Below are 18,201 nucleotides of genomic sequence, written 5' to 3' on the forward strand. Positions count from 1 at the left end.
TCCGTCAGCTCCGGCCGGGCGCGGGCCGTGGTGCGCGGTCGAAGCAGCAGTCGCCGCACACGCCGCCTCCCGGCACCCGGTAGTAGAGGCAGCAGCTGCGGCGGCGCAGGGTCCGCGGGTCGAGGGTGCCGGCGAGGTCCGGGTGCGCGAAGAGGCCGGCGGCCAGGGTCCTGGCCCGCTCCCCCGCCTCCGGCCGTCCGTGGCCGAGTGCCCAGCGGTCGAGCTGGCGCACCGCTCCGGCCAGGGCGGAACCCGCGTTGCCCCACAGCAGGCCCGGCGAGACGCGGTACCTATCGCGCAGGGCCGCGCTCAGCGGGACGAGATGCCCTGCGCGTACGACCTCGTCGAGTTCGGTCACCGGCCGGGCGCGGACCTCGGCCAGCCACAGGTCGTCCGGGGCTCCGGCGTCCGGGTCCCAGCGGAGCAGTCCCGGGTCGAGGTCGGGCAGTTGCCCGTGGACCACGGCGGACCCCAGCGCGATCGACCAGAGGCGGGCCGCGAGGCCCTGCTGCGCCACCGACGCCGCGACGCGCGCCTCGGGCGCTCCGATGCTCTTCGCGACTTTCCCGACGCGGAAAGTCATCGGATCCCCGTAAACCTCCTCGGGGGTGTCGGCCCGCGGTCGAGCGTAGGCCCGCGCGAGGGTCGGCAGGGGGCCGCGCGGGGGTACTCCGGTGCGTAGTGCGAAGAAACCGCCGAGCGCGCCGAGCGCCGTCAGTTGGGGGTCGAGGTCCACGAAGACCAGTAGTACCAAGCCCCCTAGGGGGTACCACCAGTGGATCGCTCAGTGGTGTCGCCCACCCTGGGGAGGACAAGGCCCGTTCTGTACTCCATCGGCAGTAGGACCCGATGGAGTCTCAGGGACGACGACGAGAACTAAAACGCGAGGCATCGTTGTTTCCATGGAAGCCGACCGTTCGTCGCGCCGGGTCGAAAGCCCGCGCCGTACGCAGAGGAGGGACTCATGAGTGCCCTCGCTCTGTCCGTGGTGCTCTCGTTCGTCTCGGCCGTCGCGTACGCGGGCGGCGCCATCATCCAGGAGCAGGTCGCGCTGACCTCTCCCGGCCAGGCCTACGCGCCGGTGCGGCGTCCCGGCTGGTGGGCCGCGGTGGCACTGACCGGCCTGGGTGGACTGCTGCACGTGGTCGCCCTCGCCTTCGGCCCCCTGTCTCTCGTCCAGCCGCTCGGCGCGCTGACGATCGTCTTCGCCCTCCCGATGGCGGCCCTGTTCGTCGGCCGCAGGGCCGGAACTGCCGCCTGGCGTGGTGCGATCATGGCCACGGTGGGTCTCGCGGGACTGCTGGCGCTGGTCGGCGCATCGGACGCGAACTCCCTGAACAGCGCCCAGCGTCTGGCGCTGGGCGTGGTGGCGGGCGGCTCGGTCGCGGCCCTCATGGTGGCGGGGCGCGCGGCGCACCGGCACCCGGCCGTGCGCAGCATCCTGCTGGCCGTCGCCGCGGGCATCGCGTTCAGCATGTCCTCGGTGTTCACCAAGAGCGTCGCCGTGGACTGGTCGCGGCACGTCTCGCTCGCCGACCTGTCGAGCCTCGTCGCGATCGGAGTCTTCGCGACCGCCGGCATGCTGCTCTCGCAGGCCTCCTACCGGGGCGCGGGCCTGGAGGCGCCCCTGGCCACACTGACGGTGGTGAACCCCGTCGTGGCGGCCGCGGTCGGCATCACGATGTTCGGCGAAACCTTCCGCTACGGCACGACCGGCACCGCGCTCGCCCTGGGCTGCGGTGTGGTCGCGGCGGGCGGTCTGATCCTGCTCACGTCGGAGCGCATCGGCAGCGGCGCCGCACGCGCGGTGAGCGGCTCGACGGAATCTGCTCCGCAGACGGACGCCCGGCCGCGTGAGGACGTCGCGAGCCCGGCCGACGAGCCGGCGCCGACGGCCGTGTCCGGCCCGGTCGGTCCTGTCGGCCCGGTGGTCCCCTCGGACCTGGGCGCGCTCACGTCACTCACGGCCTCGGAGGCGAGCGTGCGGGCGCTGCTGGCGGGGCTCCCGGACCAGCCCGGCGACGAGGCCGTGTACCTTCCGGCGCCGCACAGCGCCGACGGGATCGTCCCGGTGCCGACGGCCCGGCCCACCGGCGGGACCGTGCTCGTACCGGAGGCGCAGCCCGGTGGCGGAACGGTGCTGGTTCCGGCGCCGCTTATGGCGGCCGCCCCCGCCGCCGACGCCGCCCTGGGGGAGCCGGCGGCCAGGGACGAGTTGCCGTACCTGACCGCCATGCTCGGGGTGCCCTACGTGCCCATGCCGTTCGTGAAGCACCACCGCACCCGCGTCAGATCCTGACGCCGCCCGCCCGGAGGTACGCCACCGGGTCGATGTCCGAACCGAAGCCGGGCCCCGTCCGCACCTCGAAGTGCAGATGCGGGCCCGTGCTGTTGCCCGTGGATCCGGAGCGGCCGATGCGCTGGCCGGCGACCACGCTCTGGCCCGCCTTCACGGAGATCGCCGAGAGGTGGCCGTACTGGGTGTAGCGGCCGTCGGCGTGCCGGATCACCACCTGGTAGCCGAACGATCCGCCCCAGCCCGCGGTGACCACGTGACCGGCGGCCACCGCCGCGACCGACGTCCCGGTCGCGACCGGGAAGTCGACGCCCGTGTGGTAGCCCTTCGACCAGGACGATCCGGAGGCGCGGTACTGCGTGCCGGTCGCCGCCTGCACCGGGACGACCAGCGAGTGGGACTTCCGGGTGGTCGTCGTGTGCGTGGAGGCCTTGTCGGCCGGGGTCTTCTTCGCGGGCGCCTCGGCGGCCTTCTTCTTCGCCGGTGCCGCAGCGGTGTGCGGGTGCGCGGGAGCGGGCGCGGTGCCGTGCAGGGCGAGTCGCTGGCCCGGCAGGATCAGGTCCGGGTCGGAGCCGACGGTCGTGCGGTTCGCCGCGTAGAGCCCTTGCCAGCCGCCCTGGACGTGCCGCGAGCCGGCGATGCCGGACAGCGTGTCGCCGTGGACGACGGTGTACATCTCCGCGGTGCCGGCCTGCGACTGCGGTGTGTTCTGCGGTTTGACGTCCCGCACGGAGCGCTGGGGCGCCTGCTTCGAACGCTGCGCGGTCTGCGGGGTGCTCCGCGGCGTGGTCGCCGCGGGGTGTACGTCGGGGGTGCCGCCGCCCCTGGTCAGCCCGCCGCGCACCGAGCACACCGGCCAGGCCCCGGGGCCCTGCCCCTTGAGCACCTTCTCGGCGATGGCTATCTGCTGGTCCTTGGTGGCCTGGTCGGCACGGTGGGCGTAGGCCGTCCCGCCGTACGCCGCCCAGGTGGACTGGCTGAACTGCAGCCCGCCGTAGTAGCCGTTGCCGGTGTTGATGCTCCAGTTCCCGCCGGACTCGCAGGCGGCGACCTTGTTCCAGGTGCCGACATCGGCCGCGTGGGCGATTCCGGTTGCGACGAGCGGGAGCGCGATCCCCGCGCCGCCCACCGTGACGGTGAGTGAGGCACGGTTGATCCTGTTCGGCTGATACCGGCGGTGCCGGCCGCGTACGGCCATGAGGGAGCCCCCCTAGACATGCGTCAGGAGCGGCAAAAGTAAGCGTTGGGAACAGGACAGGACAAGACGGCAATCGGTCGCTCCCGAACGGCGGTTGACGGTGCGGGAGAGCGCCGGTCGCCCGTTCCCGCCCGGCACGCCGGGTGACCGGGCCGGCTCCGGTCCGGAAGGGGGCTCGTCGCCGTCCGCGGCCGGTGGGGGGCGGATGCCCCGGTCGGACGAGGGGACGGGGACGAGGTCACCGGCATGGGATCCCTGATCCGGGGGACGCGTTCCGGTGCGTGCGCGTCCCGTGCGACGGGTGGCCGGGGGCTCGGCGCCTGGCCGAAACCCGCCCTCCCGGTGGCACCCGGTTCTTCCGCGTGCCTCTGCGTGGACTCCGCCGACGCGTCAGGATGGCTCTGGGGCACTACCGACGAGCGGGACGGACGGCGCGGACGCAGACGACCGACACGGGGACCTGTCGACACAGGACCCACCGATACCAGGACCTGTCGATTCCACCCCTTCCTCCCGGCCCACCCAGCGGAATTCTTAGGAGCCAAACCGTATGAGCACTTCAGCCCAGATCGGCGTCACGGGTCTCGCGGTCATGGGGCGCAACCTCGCCCGTAACTTCGCCCGCAACGGCTACACCGTCGCCGTGCACAACCGCACCGCCGCCAAGACGAACGCACTGGTGGAGGAGTTCGGCGACGAGGGCACGTTCGTCCCGGCCGAGACCGCGAAGGAGTTCGTGGAGGCGTTGGAGCGGCCCCGACGTCTGGTGATCATGGTCAAGGCGGGCGACCCGACGGACGCGGTGATCCAGGAGTTCGCGCCGTTGCTGGAGTCCGGCGACATGATCATCGACGGGGGCAACGCCCACTTCGCGGACACCCGGCGCCGCGAGCACGCGCTGCGCGAGCAGGGCATCCACTTCGTGGGCACGGGCGTCTCCGGCGGTGAGGAGGGCGCGCTGCACGGACCGAGCATCATGCCGGGCGGCTCGACCGAGTCGTACGCCTCGCTCGGCCCGATGCTGGAGAAGATCTCCGCCAAGGCCGAAGACGGTTCGCCGTGTGTCACGCACCTGGGCCCCGACGGCGCCGGGCACTTCGTGAAGATGGTCCACAACGGCATCGAGTACGCCGACATGCAGCTCATCGGCGAGGCCTACCAGCTGCTCCGTGACGTCGCCGGGTACTCCCCCGCGCAGATCGCCGACATCTTCCGCACCTGGAACACCGGCCGGCTCGACTCCTACCTGATCGAGATCACGGCCGAGGTGCTCTCGCACGTGGACGAGGCGACGGGCAAGCCGTTCGTCGACGTGGTCCAGGACCGGGCCGAGCAGAAGGGCACGGGACGCTGGACCGTGCAGATCGCACTGGACCTGGGTGTGCCGGTCTCGGGCATCGCCGAGGCGGTCTTCGCCCGCTCGCTGTCCGGGCACGCCGACCTGCGCGAGGCCTCGCGCGGGCTCGCGGGCCCGAAGGCGCAGCAGCTCGGCGAGGCGGAGGCGGCGGCCTTCGCGGACCGGGTGGAGCAGGCGCTGTACGCGTCGAAGATCGTCTCGTACACGCAGGGCTTCCACGAGATCACCGCGGGCAGCGACGAGTACGACTGGGACATCGACCTCGGTGCCGTGGCCTCCATCTGGCGCGGCGGCTGCATCATCCGGGCTGCTTTCCTGGACCGCATCCGTGCCGCCTACGACGCCCGCCCCGACCTGCCGAGCCTGCTGTCGGACGACACGTTCGCCCAGGAGATCGCGGCGGCCCAGGACGACTGGCGCGAGGTCGTCGTCGCGGCGACCCGTCAGGGCGTCCCCACGCCCGGCTTCTCCGCGGCCCTCGCCTACTACGACGCCCTGCGCGCCGAGCGCCTGCCCGCGGCCCTCACGCAGGGCCAGCGCGACTTCTTCGGAGCGCACACGTACCGCAGGACGGACCGGGAGGGCTCGTTCCACACCCTGTGGGGCGGGGACCGGTCGGAGGTCGACGCGTAACGGCACCCGAGCGGACGGGACACGCCGGAACGGCCGAAGCCGCCACACCCCAGCGGGGGTCGTGGCGGCTTCGGGCGTGCTTCAGGAGCGGCAGCCCCTGGTACGCGGCCCGCTCCCGGCGGGCCCGAGGCCCCTCAGGTCAGCGGCCCGGGCTGCGGCTGGGGCTCCGGAACGGGGTCCGGACCCGGCGGCTTGGGGACCGGGGACGGGGAGGGGACGGGCTCGGGGCCGCCGGGCCCGGGGGTCGGGTCGGGCTTCGGAGGCCCGGGCGTGGGGTCGGGGCCACCGGGGTCCGGCACCGGGTCCGGGAAGGGTGACGGCCCCGGCGGTACGGGGCTCGGCCCGGGAGTGGGTCCCGGCGGTACGGGGTCGGGATACGGCTGTGTCATGGCGGTCCTCCAGCCATTCGGTACGTCGGCCCTGGACTGTTCCCCGCGTACCCAGCAGCCGACCATGCACTCACCCCGTCGCGCGAGGGATGCGGTCCAGGTGGGGCAATGGGGCGTGCGGGGTGGCCGAGGGGGGTGGGGGCGCCCTGTGCAGAGCGACCGGGGCCGAAGCGGGCCAGGCCTGCCGCCATGGCGAGCCAGGTCGGCCGGCTGCCCTCGGTCGCCGGGCTTGGGCCGGGACGGCGGCCGTTTGCCGGCCGAGGTCCGCGGTGCCGTGAGCCGCTCCGGCCGACTGGGCCGGTTGACGGTCGAGGCAGCAGAGGCCGGGGCCTCCGGGACCGGGGCCTTCGGGACCGGGGCCTTCGGGACCGGGGCCTTCGGTGGGACGGGTCAGCCGCAGGTCCGGAATCCGGGCGGAGCCCGGCGCGGAGCGGAGGCGGTGGGCAGCCGGGCCGCGCCACGGGGGCCGCCACCGACCGGGACGGGGCTACCGGCGCTGCGCTGCGACACCGAAGCGCGGCGCGGCGGCGTCCGGCCCACCGCGCCCAGCTCGGCGGCCCGGAGCGGGCCCGGGCAGCCGGTGCCGGTCTAGCCGGGCTGCGGCTGGCGCTCGGCGGTGCGGGCCGCGGCTGCCAGGCCCGGCCGGGGGCTCGACAGCACCGGGATCGCGGTGCTGGTCAGGTCCTGTGCCGGTGTCATGGACGCCTGGGCGAGGACGATCGCGTCGGCGTCGGTGACCGCGTCGGCGGCCTCGGCCACCGCGCGGGCGCAGCCGTCCGTGTCGCCCGCCTCGAACAGGGCCCACGCGCCGTCGACGAGCACCGTACGGACCTCGACGGTCCGTCCGGCGCGGCGGGCCTCCTCCTCGACGAGGGCGACCGTCGGTTCCAGGGTGCTTGCCACCGTCGCGAGGACGGCGACCCGCGGGCCGGCGGCGACGGCAGCGGCGGCCATGGGCCGGTCCACGCGCAGCACGGGTACTGCGGCGTCGGTCCGTTCGGCGACGGCGCCGATGGTCGAACAGGTGCAGAGCACGGCCCGGGCACCGTCGGCGACGGCCTCGCCGAGCAGTGTCCGAACGTCGTCGGCCACCGCGTCGGGCCCTTCGCGGCGGGCCCGCGCCAGCAGTTCCTCGGCGACGAAGTGCCGCATGATCAGGCCCGGGTGGTCCTTGTCGCGCAGGGCGTCGAAGACGGGGATGTGGGCCGGTGAGGTGTGCAGCAACGCGAGCGGTCCGGACGGCGCGGGAAGGGGCGCTTCGGACCCGGCCGAGGGCGGTGCCCCGGACATCAGAAGCGTCCGGGGTGCGCCTTGAGCCACTCCAGCGCGGCCTTCCGCAGCGCGGGGTCGGCCGCCGGGGCCTCCTCGGGGTGCCGCTCCGCCCACTTCACGACGTACGGGCAGAGCGGCGCGACCACGATGCCCTCGCGCGCGGCGATGGCGTACAGCTCGCGGGCCAGGGAGCCGGCGATGCCGTGGCCCTCGTGCTCGGGTTCCACGATGGTGTGCACCGGGACGAGGGCGCGGGCGGGCTCCTCCAGGACGAAGTACTCGATGTGCCCGACCACCTCGTCACCGGCGAACGCCTCAAGGCGTCCGGCCGGCCGGTCGTCGCGGATCTCGATGTCGCTCACGGCCACTCCTCGGGTCCTCGGTTCCATGCTGCGGCGCCACACCGCCCCGTGAACGGACGCCGTGGTTCAGACGGTGACGGCCTGCGGGCTGCGCTGCTGGTCCGAGCCCGGGACCGGCTCCGAGGGATCGGCGCCCAGGGAGACGATCCGGTTCTCGCGGTCCACGTGCACGACCCGCGGCCGCAGCGCCCGCGCCTCGGCGTCATCGACCTGAGCGTAACTGATGATGATCACCAGATCGCCGGGCTGCACGAGATGAGCGGCAGCCCCGTTGATCCCGATGACCCCGGACCCGCGCTCCCCCTCGATGACGTACGTCTCCAGGCGGGCGCCGTTGGTGATGTCGACGATGTGGACGAGCTCACCGGGCAGCAGATCGGCGGCGTCCAGCAGATCGGCGTCGATGGTGACGGACCCGACGTAGTGCAGGTCGGCCTGGGTGACGGTGGCGCGGTGGATCTTGGATTTGAACATGGTGCGCAGCACTTTGGACTCCTAGAAGACGGCTCCCTGCCTGCTTTCTGCAGGTCAAGGGCGTCTCCGCACACTACATCGACGCGGCCATCCCGTCAGCAGCGCGATTCGTCGGGACGCTCCAGGTTAACCACGCAGCAGATCGCGGGACCCCACCTGCGCGCACAAAGCTGGCTCCGTGTCTCCCTCATAAGCCAGATGCAGTTCGCTCCGTGCCCGGGTCGCCAGAACGTAGTACGTCATGCGCAGGGCGGCCGAGGTGGGGTCGACGGCCGCGTCGGTATGCGTGTCGGGGATGACGACGGTGTCGAATCCAAGCCCTTTGGCGCTCGCCCGGTGGACGAGCACGATGCCTGGGCGGCCAAGATCCAGCGTGCGGTATCGACTGTGTCCCGCACGAGCCTGGGAGGTGTACATCTGCGATTTCAGCCGCGGCGCTCTGCGCTCCAGGCTGCCGAGCAGTGAGAACTGCGTGTGGGTGGAGTTCACGATCACGCCGATGCTCTGCTGCGGATGCCTCTGTGCCAGCAGAATCAGCAGGTCGGCCGCGCCGTGTCTCGGTAGACGATGCAGTCGCGGGGGTGGCCCTTCACTTTCCGGGAGGTCCGGCAGACCGCCCCCCATGTGGAAGTGGGCGGCGACGGAAGCGATCTGCCGCGTGTTGCGGTGGTTGCCGTCGAGTTCGAGCCGTGTGCACCGGCCCAGCCTCTCAGCGATCTCGTCGAGTGTGGAGTTGGTGTCGGTCAGTCGCTGGCATTCGTCCGCGAACACCGTCGTACGCCCTCCGAGCAGACGGCACAGGCGGAAGAACTCCGGTGGCAGGTCCTGGCCTTCGTCGATAACAAGGGTGAGTTCGGGGACGGGACCGGTGTGCGCGGCACGCTCATAAAGCGCGGGCCAGTCGAACCACCCGTCGGTGCCGCGTGGAGGGCGTCCGCCGTACCACTCGGTGAGCCACGCGTGTGCGGTCGCGACGCGCACGCTGCGGTCCGACGGACCGAGCGTGTGGACGGTCGCGGCCAGAGACTGGCGCAGCAGATTGGACCGCGTCAGCAGAACCGCCGGAGTTCCGGTGAGGGCGAGCATGATGGCTCGCTGCGCCGCCAGGAGGCTCTTGCCACTGCCCGGCGGACCGCTCACCAGGTGGTTGCCGTTGAAAGAGAGACCCTCGAGGCAGGAGCGCTGTTCCGGTACGAGGTCGCGGTAGGTGAGGGTCACAGTTCCTCCAGGGCATCCGCCGCGGCGCTCCGGGCCGCAGTGACGATCGACTCCAGGTACCCGGGTACCTGTTCACCACCGATGACGAGAGCCCGGTCGAGGAGGGTGTTTCCGGTCTCGCAGCTCGTCTCGGGCAACAGCGCGCAGGCATGACAGGCCGCTCGATTGAGGTTCCCGAAGCCCTGGCCGGCGTGCTCGGCGCAGAGGGGGTCGGCCGAACACCAGGCAGCGGCCTCGGTCATCCGCAGCAGGGTCTCGGCGAGGCGCGGCGGCTCGCCCTGTTGCACGAGTCCGCCCAGGGTTCCTTCGGCGTCACCCGCCGCGGTGTAGATGAGGATGCCGTACTGGTCCTGTTCGGAGCGCCCATAGACACGTTCGCGCAGACTGGCCGTGGTGTAGCCGGATTCGAAGGAGAGCTGGCGGATCAGCAGGTGAGCAAGAGTGTGCAGGAGGACGAAGCGCGGGGAGAGACTTTCCCCGGTCAGGGCCTTGAGTCTGTCCTTTTGGAAGGAGCGGTCGAAGTCCGCGCGGATTCCGGCTACGCGACGGCGAACCTCTGCCTCACTCTCCCATGCGGTGAGTTCGGCTTTGTCGAGGGTGAGGAGGATGCCTTCACCGAAGACCTCCACCGCCGGAAGCCATTTGAGCCGCCGCGCCGTGTCAGCGGGAACAAGGCTCGCGTCCGGAGAGACCCGGCTGAATCCTGACAAGGCGCGCACCTCGCGCAGCCGGTCGGCGAGGAGGATCCTTCCGATGCGACGGTTCAGGCCTGCCCAGGGTTCGGCGGTCTCCAGGCCGAGCCCGAGGGTTGTCTCGCGCAACGCGAAGTTCCGCGTAGCGACGGGTACCGGCGCGGTGAACGCGGTCCATTCCTCGCCGCTGAGATCGGGGCGAGCCGGCGCCATATCCACGTCGGACGGTGCAGCGGCCAGGGGCTGCCCCGTCTCCTCGGCGAGCAGGGCGTCAACGAGGTGATCGTCCACGCCGGTGTCCTCCTGGATCATCGCGCGGAACACGTCGGCGCGAGCGGTACCTGCGACGCGGCAGAGCGACACCCAGAGGTCGTGCCCGCGGACACATCCGGCGAGTTCTTCGTCTCCCTGCGAGGCAGGTCCCTCGGCCTCCGGGATGTCGAGAGCCGAGTGCACGACCGGGTAGTACAGGTTGCCCGCCGTACGCTGCACGATCTGGACGGGCTTCACGCACTGGGTGGCTTCGTTGGCCCTCTGCCAGGGGTTGCGCCCCGAACAGCGCATACCGTGCGTGCCCAGGATGTCGAGCAGATCGCGAGAGGCTCCGCACCCCTTGGCCCGGCAGGTGATGGAGAGTGCTTCGAGTCCGGAGGCGCGCTCGGACACGAGGAACTGGAGCTTCTCGCGTTCGCCGCACTGCCGCCGTTCCCCCGCTTCTCGCCGAGAGTGGGCCCAGAACCACCAGTCGACGTCGCTGAGATGGCCGGCCGCGCAGATCTGTACGAACCGCATGGGCGCCAGTGTCCGGCCAGGTGAGCAGGACGGGCAGCGGGGCGCCTGTCCCTGCTTCTCGTCGGCAATGCGCCAGCGATTCATGCGACGGCAGGCCCCGCAGAACAACCAGGACGGAAAGCGGACGTAGGGGGCGCCGGGAGCGTCAGGGGTATCGAAGCGGTCGTTGGCTGTTGGGGGTGCGGCGTAGAACCCGGTGACGCCGAGTCGGTTGGCAAGCCGGGGTGACTCGACGCGCTGTCGGGCCTTGTGCGGCCAGTCTCCGATACCGGTAGCGACGAACGACTCCCCCTGGATGTCGAACACGGCCCCGACTCCGAAGGGCAGAACGGTCTGCGACTGGCGCACGCGAAGTGTGCGGCTCACAGGTCGGCCCCCTTGACCATCACCTGGCATTCACGGTCGACGTTTCGCATCGAGTTCGGTGTCTCCCAAAGGCCGTAGCGTTGCTCGAAGCTCTTGATGAGGTTGGACTGACCCTTGCCCTGACCGCGGTAGTAAAGCTCACGGCCATCCTTGCGGGCCGCATGGGCGGCGTCTTCCCAGTCGGCGAGAAGATCCGCGAGTTCCTTGCGCACGGCATCCGCGGCATACGGTTCACCGATGGCGGCACGAGCCACCAACTCCGCGGCGAGGGAATCCACTTCGGGCAGTCGATCAAGAATGCGGCCGGCCTGGTTCTCGGCGGCGAGGCCGAGGCGGTGACGTACGAGGATGACGAGTGCGGCGTGCAGGGCTCGTCTGCGTGACGGAACGGACCAGGGGGTGACACTGGTCGGCTCCACGTGCCGGTAGAGCGAGCGGTGGTAGACGTCGAAGGTCTCGTAGTGCGAACGGTCTCTGGGACGAGTGGCGTTGAAGAAGGTGACGACGAGACCGGGCACGGTGTGCCGGCCTACCCGGCTGGTGGCCTGGATGTATTCCGCCGTCGTCTTGGGCTGCCCCTGCATGAGCATCAGCGCGAGCCGCTTCACGTCGATGCCGACGGACAGCATGTTGGTGCACGGCAGAAACGACACCGACTGCGGGTCGACCCAGGGCTTTTCGAGGCGATCGAGCAGGACAGGCTGCTCGGCCCGCGGCAGGTTGCTGGTCAGCTCCTGCACCTGATGGTCCACCAGCTTCCTGACACCCGAGCCCGAGTCGAGCCCTGTGAGCTGTGCTGGGATGTCGTCGGCCGCGGCTGTGACCGTGCGGCCGAGCTCGCGGAGGCTGTGGTGGTAGGCGACCAAGGTCCAATAGGCGTCCCGGTGTTCTTCGGGCAGCTCGAAGGCGCCCTGGAGCATGGCGGCGGCGGTGGCGACCGCGGCGCGGCCGGCGGTATGACCCTGGGCCATGACGCCGAGGTAGCTGCGGCCGGGCCGGGATGTGTCGGGTTCGGCGAAGTAGGAATGGCGGGCGTCGAGTCCGGCAGGCGGGAAGAGCTGGGCGTCACTGCCGTACAGGGCGCGGATCTGTTCGCCCGAGCGGCGGATCGTCGCCGTGGACGCCACGACCTTGGGTCCGACGCCGTCGCCTGTGGTGCACAGTCCCAGTACGGCGGCCTCGTACAGGCCGACCGTCGTCCCGAGGGGGCCGGTGAGCAGGTGCAGCTCGTCCTGGATCACGAGGGCCGGTGGCAGGTTACCGCTGCCCGCGCCGAACAGCCGTCCTGAGCGTGGTTCCCAAGCGAGCCGAGCGAACTTGTCCACGGTGCCGAGGACGAAGGTAGGCGGCCGGTCGTACAACTGTTCATCGACGACGGCGACGGGCAGCTCGTCGTGGAAGGCGCACTCATCGCGCGGACAGAAGAACGTGAAGGAGTCGGTGGCGGCGCGTACTCCGTAGTCCCCGATGTCGGACGACTTGTGGGCGGGCATGATGCGCGTGCCGCACCAAGGACAGCGGTCGAGGATGAAGACATCGTCGGGCCGGGCGGCACCGCGTACGTCGTCGAAGACCGCACGAGCCTTCTCGTACGAGTTGGGGGAGGTCGCCTCGCCCACCCACAGTCCGATGGAGAAGGGTTCATCCCCGTAGGTTGGCGTGTCGGCCCGCCTCAGCGTCTCCAGGGCGCAGATGGTGGTGGCTGCTCGCTGGAACTGCTGGGTGGTGAGAAGGCTCAGGGTATAGCGGCTCAACACCGCGGTTCCGCCGCCGTCGCTCTCCCTGTGGCGCAGCACCATGACGAAGGCGGCGAGCAACAGGTACGCCTCTGTTTTCCCACCGCCGGTAGGGAACCAGATGAGATCGGTGGTTGTCCGGTCACGATGCCGGGGGTCAGCCACGCCGTCCAGGGCGAGCAGGAAGAACGCGAGCTGGAAGGGACGCCAAACGGCATGTGGGCTGGGCTCCGGCTCAAGGAGTACAGCGTCGCGTCGGGCGCGACGTTCTCCTGCCTGGTCGCCGGCCGAGTGTCGCATCTGGAGGGCCATCGCACGGTTCGCGGTGCGGAACGCATGCAGCAGTTCTGGCCGCGCGGGATCGCAAAGAGCGCGAACGCCTGACTCGATCCGGGTGACGGCGGCGTCGATACGGACAAGCACGCGGTCGGCGGCTTCGCGGCCCCAGGCAGGGATCTCGGCGTTCAGCTGTCCGACGTACCAGGCTCGATAGTCGGCGGCGAATTCCGCGAGCTCTTCGTGGAGTTGTGCAAGTGGTACGGCGGGATCGGCGAGGTGCAGCACATTCAGAACGGGGGATCCGGTGAAACCGGCGGCCCGGACACCGCTGACCTCCGCCTCCGGCATGACGGCGGCCCTCAAAGCGACCACGATTTGGCCTTCGCGCCCGTCGCGCACGCCGAACCGTTCTTCGACCGCGCACCCGTGGCCCACTGCATGGGTACGGACATGCCGGTACTGGAGCCGCAGCTCCTGCTCCTCCAGGTCACGGCTGGCCAGCCGTACGCTCGGATAGGGCAGGACATCGCCGTCCGCGGGACGCGCCTCCAGATCAACCTGGAAGAGCATCCGGTCCCACTGCGCGGCCTTGTCCAATATCTGTTCGTGGTGAGCGGTGTTGACGAGAGCCACTGTGACGAGCTGCCCGGAGCCAAAAGCTCGCCTTAGGATTCGAATCTCGGCACGTCCGTCGAGCACGGGGACGTGGTCCGAGCCGGGGCCGAGCCCGTAGGTCTCCGCAGGCAGGGGAACGCGCTCCCAGCGGCGGCCCCGCTCACCGGTGGCGGCGAGAGTCTTGTAGCGTGCACCGGCGCAGCGGACCTCGACGGTAGTGGCATCGGTGTAGAAGCTGAGGCCGAGCGAGGACGGCAGCCAGGAGTTGGCCTCGGGCACGGGGTCCGCCGCCGGAGCCGTGTCCTCGGCACCGCCCTCCGTTCCCACGCCCTCCAGCTCCTCGGCGGCGAGGTCCAACTGCCTGTGCAAGTCGGCCTCCTGCGGATACAGCGTGCCCATGAGGTACTCGCGGTCGGGCGGCGCCTCAAGCACCTCGTGCTCGCCTGAAGCGGGTCCAACGAGATGGCGACGCAGGTAGGCGACGAGTTCCTGTCTGGGGTTCATGGTGCTGCTCCTGATCGGTACCAGTGGTGCGCGGCGCGGGGGTAGGTGAAGGTCAGGACCGGCGCCAGCGATCCCGGAGCATGGAGCGGTTGGCCGCGGCTTCACGTTCGACGGCGAGCTGTTGTTGCAATTCGGTGATGCGCGCCCAGGCATCGTGCTCAGCCTGGGCAATCCGCACCGCAGCCCGCTGTTCAGCCGCCTCAGCCTGACCCGCTGCCTGCCACCTGGCCGCGTGCAGTTCCCCGTCGCGTTCGGCGAGCAGGGACTCTGCCTGACTCAGTCGATACTCAAGGCCCGCGATGCGGGCCTCCCCTTCTTCTCGATACTGCCGCAGCCGCTGGCCGGTCTCCGCCGTCCTGCGCTGGGCTTCGTCCGCCCGCAGGTCGAACGCCGCTGCCCGTTCCTCGGCCGCGCTCGCCTTTTGTTCCGCGCCTCTCGCGAGCAGTTCGAACGAATCAACGATCTGTTCGGCATTCTGCGCCCGTTGCTCTGCCCGCGAGGCGCGCTCGATGGCCGCGGCCAAGGCGGTACGTGCGGCGCGTTCCTTTTGCAGGGCGTGCTCAGCGCGATCGACCAGGGTCTGGTGTTCCTCACGATGCTTGCCTTTGAGGCGCGCGATCCGCTCCTCGGCCTGCGCTTGGAGACACACCTCTCTGCGGAGCAGAGCCCTGTCCACGCGGTGCAGCAGCGTCTCCTCCAGAGCGTCGAGCTGCTGTTCGGTCTCCGAAAGGGCAGCGGCGCGTCGCAGTTCAGCAGATTGCTGGGCGTCGGCGAGGTTCCGTCTCGCTTCGTCCCGTAGCCGTGTCAACTCGGCTTCGTACGCACGGCGTACGTCGATGAGACGTTGTTCAGCGCGGTCGTCCGTCGTCACCTTGTCCCGCCCGCTGCCAGGGTGTGCGGTCCCAGCCGGGGGCACTTCCCGCGGAGTGCAGGCATTCATCGTTCGGCGCTCGCCGTCCACAGCGGAGAGAGGTTGATCCTGGACAGTTGAGGCGTCGGTGCCGGCGCGCTCTACCGAGCCAGTGCCCGCTACGATCGGCGATGACTGCGTGCCGACCGTGGCCTCCCGGAGCGGATCGCCTTCCAGGACGACAGTGACGTGTGCTCCTGCCTGGTCTTGATCGGCTTCAAGGGGCCCATCCACCCGCACCCATTCAGGCCGGCTCTCGCCCAGTACCTTCGGCGCCTCCAGCACCGTGCTACGCCTATCCGCCCGTGTGTCATCCTGCGAGGCTGCCGAATCCTCGTCGTCCGGCGAGGCGCCCGCATGCGCCTGGGCTCTGTTCCGGGATTCCGGAAGCGTATGCGAGCGGGACCCCCTCGCGGGTTCTTCCCCTGGACCAACGGCGCCCGTCGTCCTCCCGGCGGAACTGGGCACCTCAGCGGCGAACTCCCGCAATGCATCACGTACGGCCAGGCGCGATTCGCTCAACACCAGGGGCTTGGCTGCTAGATAGGCACGCGGGGTCACGCCGACGAGGGCTGCGGCGGGCCTTTCAAAGAATTCCTCCGGCCGGAACCCGAACTCCTTCACTGTGTCGCACACCCGCCTCAGCACCTCCAGGGCTGTGATCACAGGCCTGTCGAGTGCCGCCCTGTCCCGCACGGCACGCACGACGTCCTCGGCCGAGGACGAGCCGAGCAGAACGGTGAGCTGGGCATGTCCCAACGCCAGCAGCGCGTACTCGGCGAGCCACGCCACTCCCTCGCCGAGGCCGGTCGGCATCCGCAGCGCTCGCTGCCAGTCCGCCGTGTACTGCGCAGGCACGCCCACCAGCTCGGGCACGGAAGCCCCGCTCACCTCGGTGCCAGCCTGCGCCGCATTCGGACGCTCAGCCTCAGCCTCCCCCCTCGGCTCCACACTCGGCCTCTGAACCTGCCCCGGTGTGACCTCGGGCCCGGTGAGCCCTACCCCCGAAGCCTGCGCCATGAGCGGCCCGGAATCATCCGGGCGCGCCTCGAAGCGCAGGTACACCGCCTCTTCCGGGGCAGGTCCGGGAACGGAGAGAATCTCCGACCGCGTATCCGCCGCAAATTCCGGCACCCCGTCGCCGTCTGCGGAGCACTCGCCGGGGTGGGCCAGCATGTCCTGGCCATGGCGTTCACCGTCTGGCGCCGCTGTCGCCTCAGCCGACTGCGGGTCGGATTCACCCGAAGCCTCCTGGGGCGCGAGAACGGGCAGTACGGCACGCACGCGCTTCTCCCCTGTGCCCCGCTTCTGGACCCTCGCTTGCGCATGCGGTTCCACCGCTCCAGGTGATGGAGTGTCAGTGGAGGCTTCAGGATCGGACTCCCGGCCGCCCTCGTGCCGATACGCGTCGGTGAGGCCCGTAGTCCTCAGCCGGTCTCTGAAGGCGACCAGGGTCTTGGACTCGATCTGCCGGATGCGTTCCCGAGTCACACCGAACTCCCGCCCCAGTTCATCCAGAGTCGAGGGTTCGTCCCGGTCCAGGCCCAGGCGTCGGACAAGGATGCGCGCCTCACGCTCGGTGAAGTTGTCGACGATCGTGAGCGCTGCTTCCAGGAGCCATGCGTCCAGTACACCCCTGTCCACCGGCGGCAGGGGGTTCGTCCAACCGATGAAGTCGCCCAGGGTGACCCCGTCTCCAACGACGCGATCGAGGGAGTCGGTGCGCCGGCTCAGCCGCCGGGCTTCCTCGACCTTTTTCATAGTCATGTCGCAGTGCACAGCCACATCGGCGACTCCGGCAGGCCGCCCCTGCATCGCGAGGGTGCGCTCCGCCAGAGCCACCCTGCGGATCTGTTCATGCATATGGACGGGGATACGGATAACGGCTCCGTCGTCCGCGATGCCCCTGGCGATCGACTGGCGGACCCACCAGGTCGCGTACGTCGAGAACTTGAAGCCCCTGGCCGGGTCGAACTTACGCGCCGCCCGCATCAGCCCCAACGCGCCGTACTGGAACAGGTCGTCGTAGTCCAGACCTTGATCCAGATACCGAGGAACCATCTTGTGTACGAGCCGCTGATTGTGCAGGACAAAGCAGTCCCGCGCGCGGATCCGGAGATTGTCGGCCGACAGGCTGCGCAGAGTCTCGTCGTCGGCTTCCTCTGCCACATGGCCCGGTCCGCCCCGGACCAGTACAGCAAGTCCGACCTCTGCCTCAGCTGTCAGCAGATGCGTGTCAGGCCGTAGCCGAAGCCGGTCACTCTCGAGTACGGCCATGGCGACGGCCACAGCGGCCTCGAGGTCCCCGACATCCGTGCCGATCGCTCCTCCCGACAAAGGGAAGGGCTCCTCGTCAGCCAGCCCCGCCGACTCGTAGCCTTGGCCGTCGTCGAGATCAGTGAGGTCTGCCCCCGAGACGTCGGCTCCCCGGACTGCCGCGCCGGTTTCGAGCATCACGCTTCCGGCCTCCACACGCGCGTCCGCCGACGTGGCGGCCTCGCCACGGATTCGCGCCGCCGTCCGTAGTGCAGCGGCGTCCGACGGATTCAGTCCGGCCAACCGTGCCACGCCGTCCACCGCGCGCGGGGTCACATACCCCTCGGAGTCGACGTACCGCTTCAGCAGGACGCGGGCGGTATCAACAGAGAGCGAGCCGGAATCGCACACAATTTCTTCACCGGTTCGTGCAACCTTTTCCACATCTGGACTGTCACCACCTGCATGCACAGCCGCACCGCGGACGGGCAGCCCAAGCCTGGCCAGCTCCTCCCGCAGCCGCTCCCGCTCGACGCCGCCGAGCCCCAGTGCGCCGGCGTGCGTCACGAACACGGATTCCGGTACGACGCCGTCGACCGTCGCACGCCGAAGCCGGGCCAGGAGCTCCGCCAGGGCAGCCTTCAACCCCGGCCCACGATCACTCTCACCCAACGAACCAGCCCCGGACACACCCCCGGAGTCCGGCCCAGGCGAACCCTGCGGCGCGCCATGACCCCTCACGGACCGACCTCTCACACGCCCCACCCCCTACGAGACAGCAGCGCAAGCCTAGATGTGGCGCGTTGACAATGTCAACGGATTGACACGCACTTAATGGCCCCGATGTCGTGT

General features: G+C 70.4%; 11 protein-coding genes. 2 read left to right on the forward strand and 9 right to left on the reverse strand.

What is annotated here, in order from left to right; genetic code table 11:
- Positions 1–4: 4 nt before the first annotated feature.
- Entirely contained in the window at positions 5–736 is a 732-nt protein-coding gene (locus ACIRQH_RS06070; protein WP_388931779.1) for a (2Fe-2S)-binding protein, read from the reverse strand.
- Positions 737–964: 228 nt separating this feature from the next.
- Between ACIRQH_RS06070 and ACIRQH_RS06075 the strand changes: the two genes are divergently transcribed.
- Positions 965–2,299 carry a DMT family transporter gene (locus ACIRQH_RS06075; RefSeq protein ID WP_404224422.1) on the forward strand — a complete coding sequence of 445 codons (1,335 nt, stop codon included), beginning with the start codon at positions 965–967 and terminating at the stop codon, positions 2,297–2,299.
- On the opposite strand, the gene ACIRQH_RS06080 is transcribed toward ACIRQH_RS06075, so the two are convergent.
- Positions 2,289–3,494 (reverse strand): transglycosylase family protein, encoded by a 1,206-nt coding sequence (locus ACIRQH_RS06080; protein ID WP_388871023.1) that lies wholly within the window; start codon positions 3,492–3,494, stop codon positions 2,289–2,291. The two genes, ACIRQH_RS06075 and ACIRQH_RS06080, sit on opposite strands and share 11 nt — an antisense overlap.
- Positions 3,495–4,044: 550 nt before the next feature.
- Here ACIRQH_RS06080 and gndA point away from each other — a divergent pair.
- The gene (gene gndA / locus ACIRQH_RS06085; protein WP_404224424.1) at positions 4,045–5,484 is read left to right on the forward strand and encodes an NADP-dependent phosphogluconate dehydrogenase; all 1,440 of its coding nucleotides are present in this window, start codon (positions 4,045–4,047) and stop codon (positions 5,482–5,484) included.
- Between the two features lie 977 nt (positions 5,485–6,461).
- Here the strand turns inward: gndA and ACIRQH_RS06090 are convergent.
- The 7 genes from ACIRQH_RS06090 to ACIRQH_RS06120 all read right to left on the reverse strand — a co-directional run bounded on the left by ACIRQH_RS06090 (position 6,462) and on the right by ACIRQH_RS06120 (position 17,994).
- Positions 6,462–7,163, reverse strand: a complete 702-nt coding sequence (locus ACIRQH_RS06090; RefSeq protein WP_404224426.1) for an aspartate/glutamate racemase family protein — start codon at positions 7,161–7,163, stop codon at positions 6,462–6,464.
- Positions 7,163–7,507 carry a GNAT family N-acetyltransferase gene (locus ACIRQH_RS06095; protein WP_404224428.1) on the reverse strand — a complete coding sequence of 115 codons (345 nt, stop codon included), beginning with the start codon at positions 7,505–7,507 and terminating at the stop codon, positions 7,163–7,165. The genes ACIRQH_RS06090 and ACIRQH_RS06095 overlap by 1 nt, the downstream gene beginning before the upstream one ends.
- A gap of 66 nt (positions 7,508–7,573) precedes the next feature.
- Complete coding sequence (panD, locus tag ACIRQH_RS06100; protein WP_358817740.1) at positions 7,574–7,993, reverse strand: aspartate 1-decarboxylase; 420 nt, start codon at positions 7,991–7,993, stop codon at positions 7,574–7,576.
- A gap of 114 nt (positions 7,994–8,107) precedes the next feature.
- The gene (locus tag ACIRQH_RS06105; protein WP_404224430.1) at positions 8,108–9,199 is read right to left on the reverse strand and encodes a DNA helicase; all 1,092 of its coding nucleotides are present in this window, start codon (positions 9,197–9,199) and stop codon (positions 8,108–8,110) included.
- Complete coding sequence (gene drmB / locus ACIRQH_RS06110) at positions 9,196–11,049, reverse strand: DrmB family protein (RefSeq protein WP_404224432.1); 1,854 nt, start codon at positions 11,047–11,049, stop codon at positions 9,196–9,198. Before drmB ends, ACIRQH_RS06105 begins: the two co-directional genes overlap by 4 nt.
- Entirely contained in the window at positions 11,046–14,183 is a 3,138-nt protein-coding gene (locus ACIRQH_RS06115) for a helicase-related protein (RefSeq protein WP_404224563.1), read from the reverse strand. The genes drmB and ACIRQH_RS06115 overlap by 4 nt, the downstream gene beginning before the upstream one ends.
- Positions 14,184–14,235: 52 nt before the next feature.
- A complete protein-coding gene (locus tag ACIRQH_RS06120; RefSeq protein WP_404224434.1) occupies positions 14,236–17,994 on the reverse strand; it encodes a sigma-70 family RNA polymerase sigma factor in 3,759 nt (1,252 codons plus the stop codon).
- Positions 17,995–18,201 lie beyond the last annotated feature (207 nt).

Origin of the sequence: Streptomyces sp. NPDC102279 (assembly GCF_044766365.1) — a bacterium.
Taxonomy (GTDB): Bacteria; Actinomycetota; Actinomycetes; order Streptomycetales; family Streptomycetaceae; genus Streptomyces.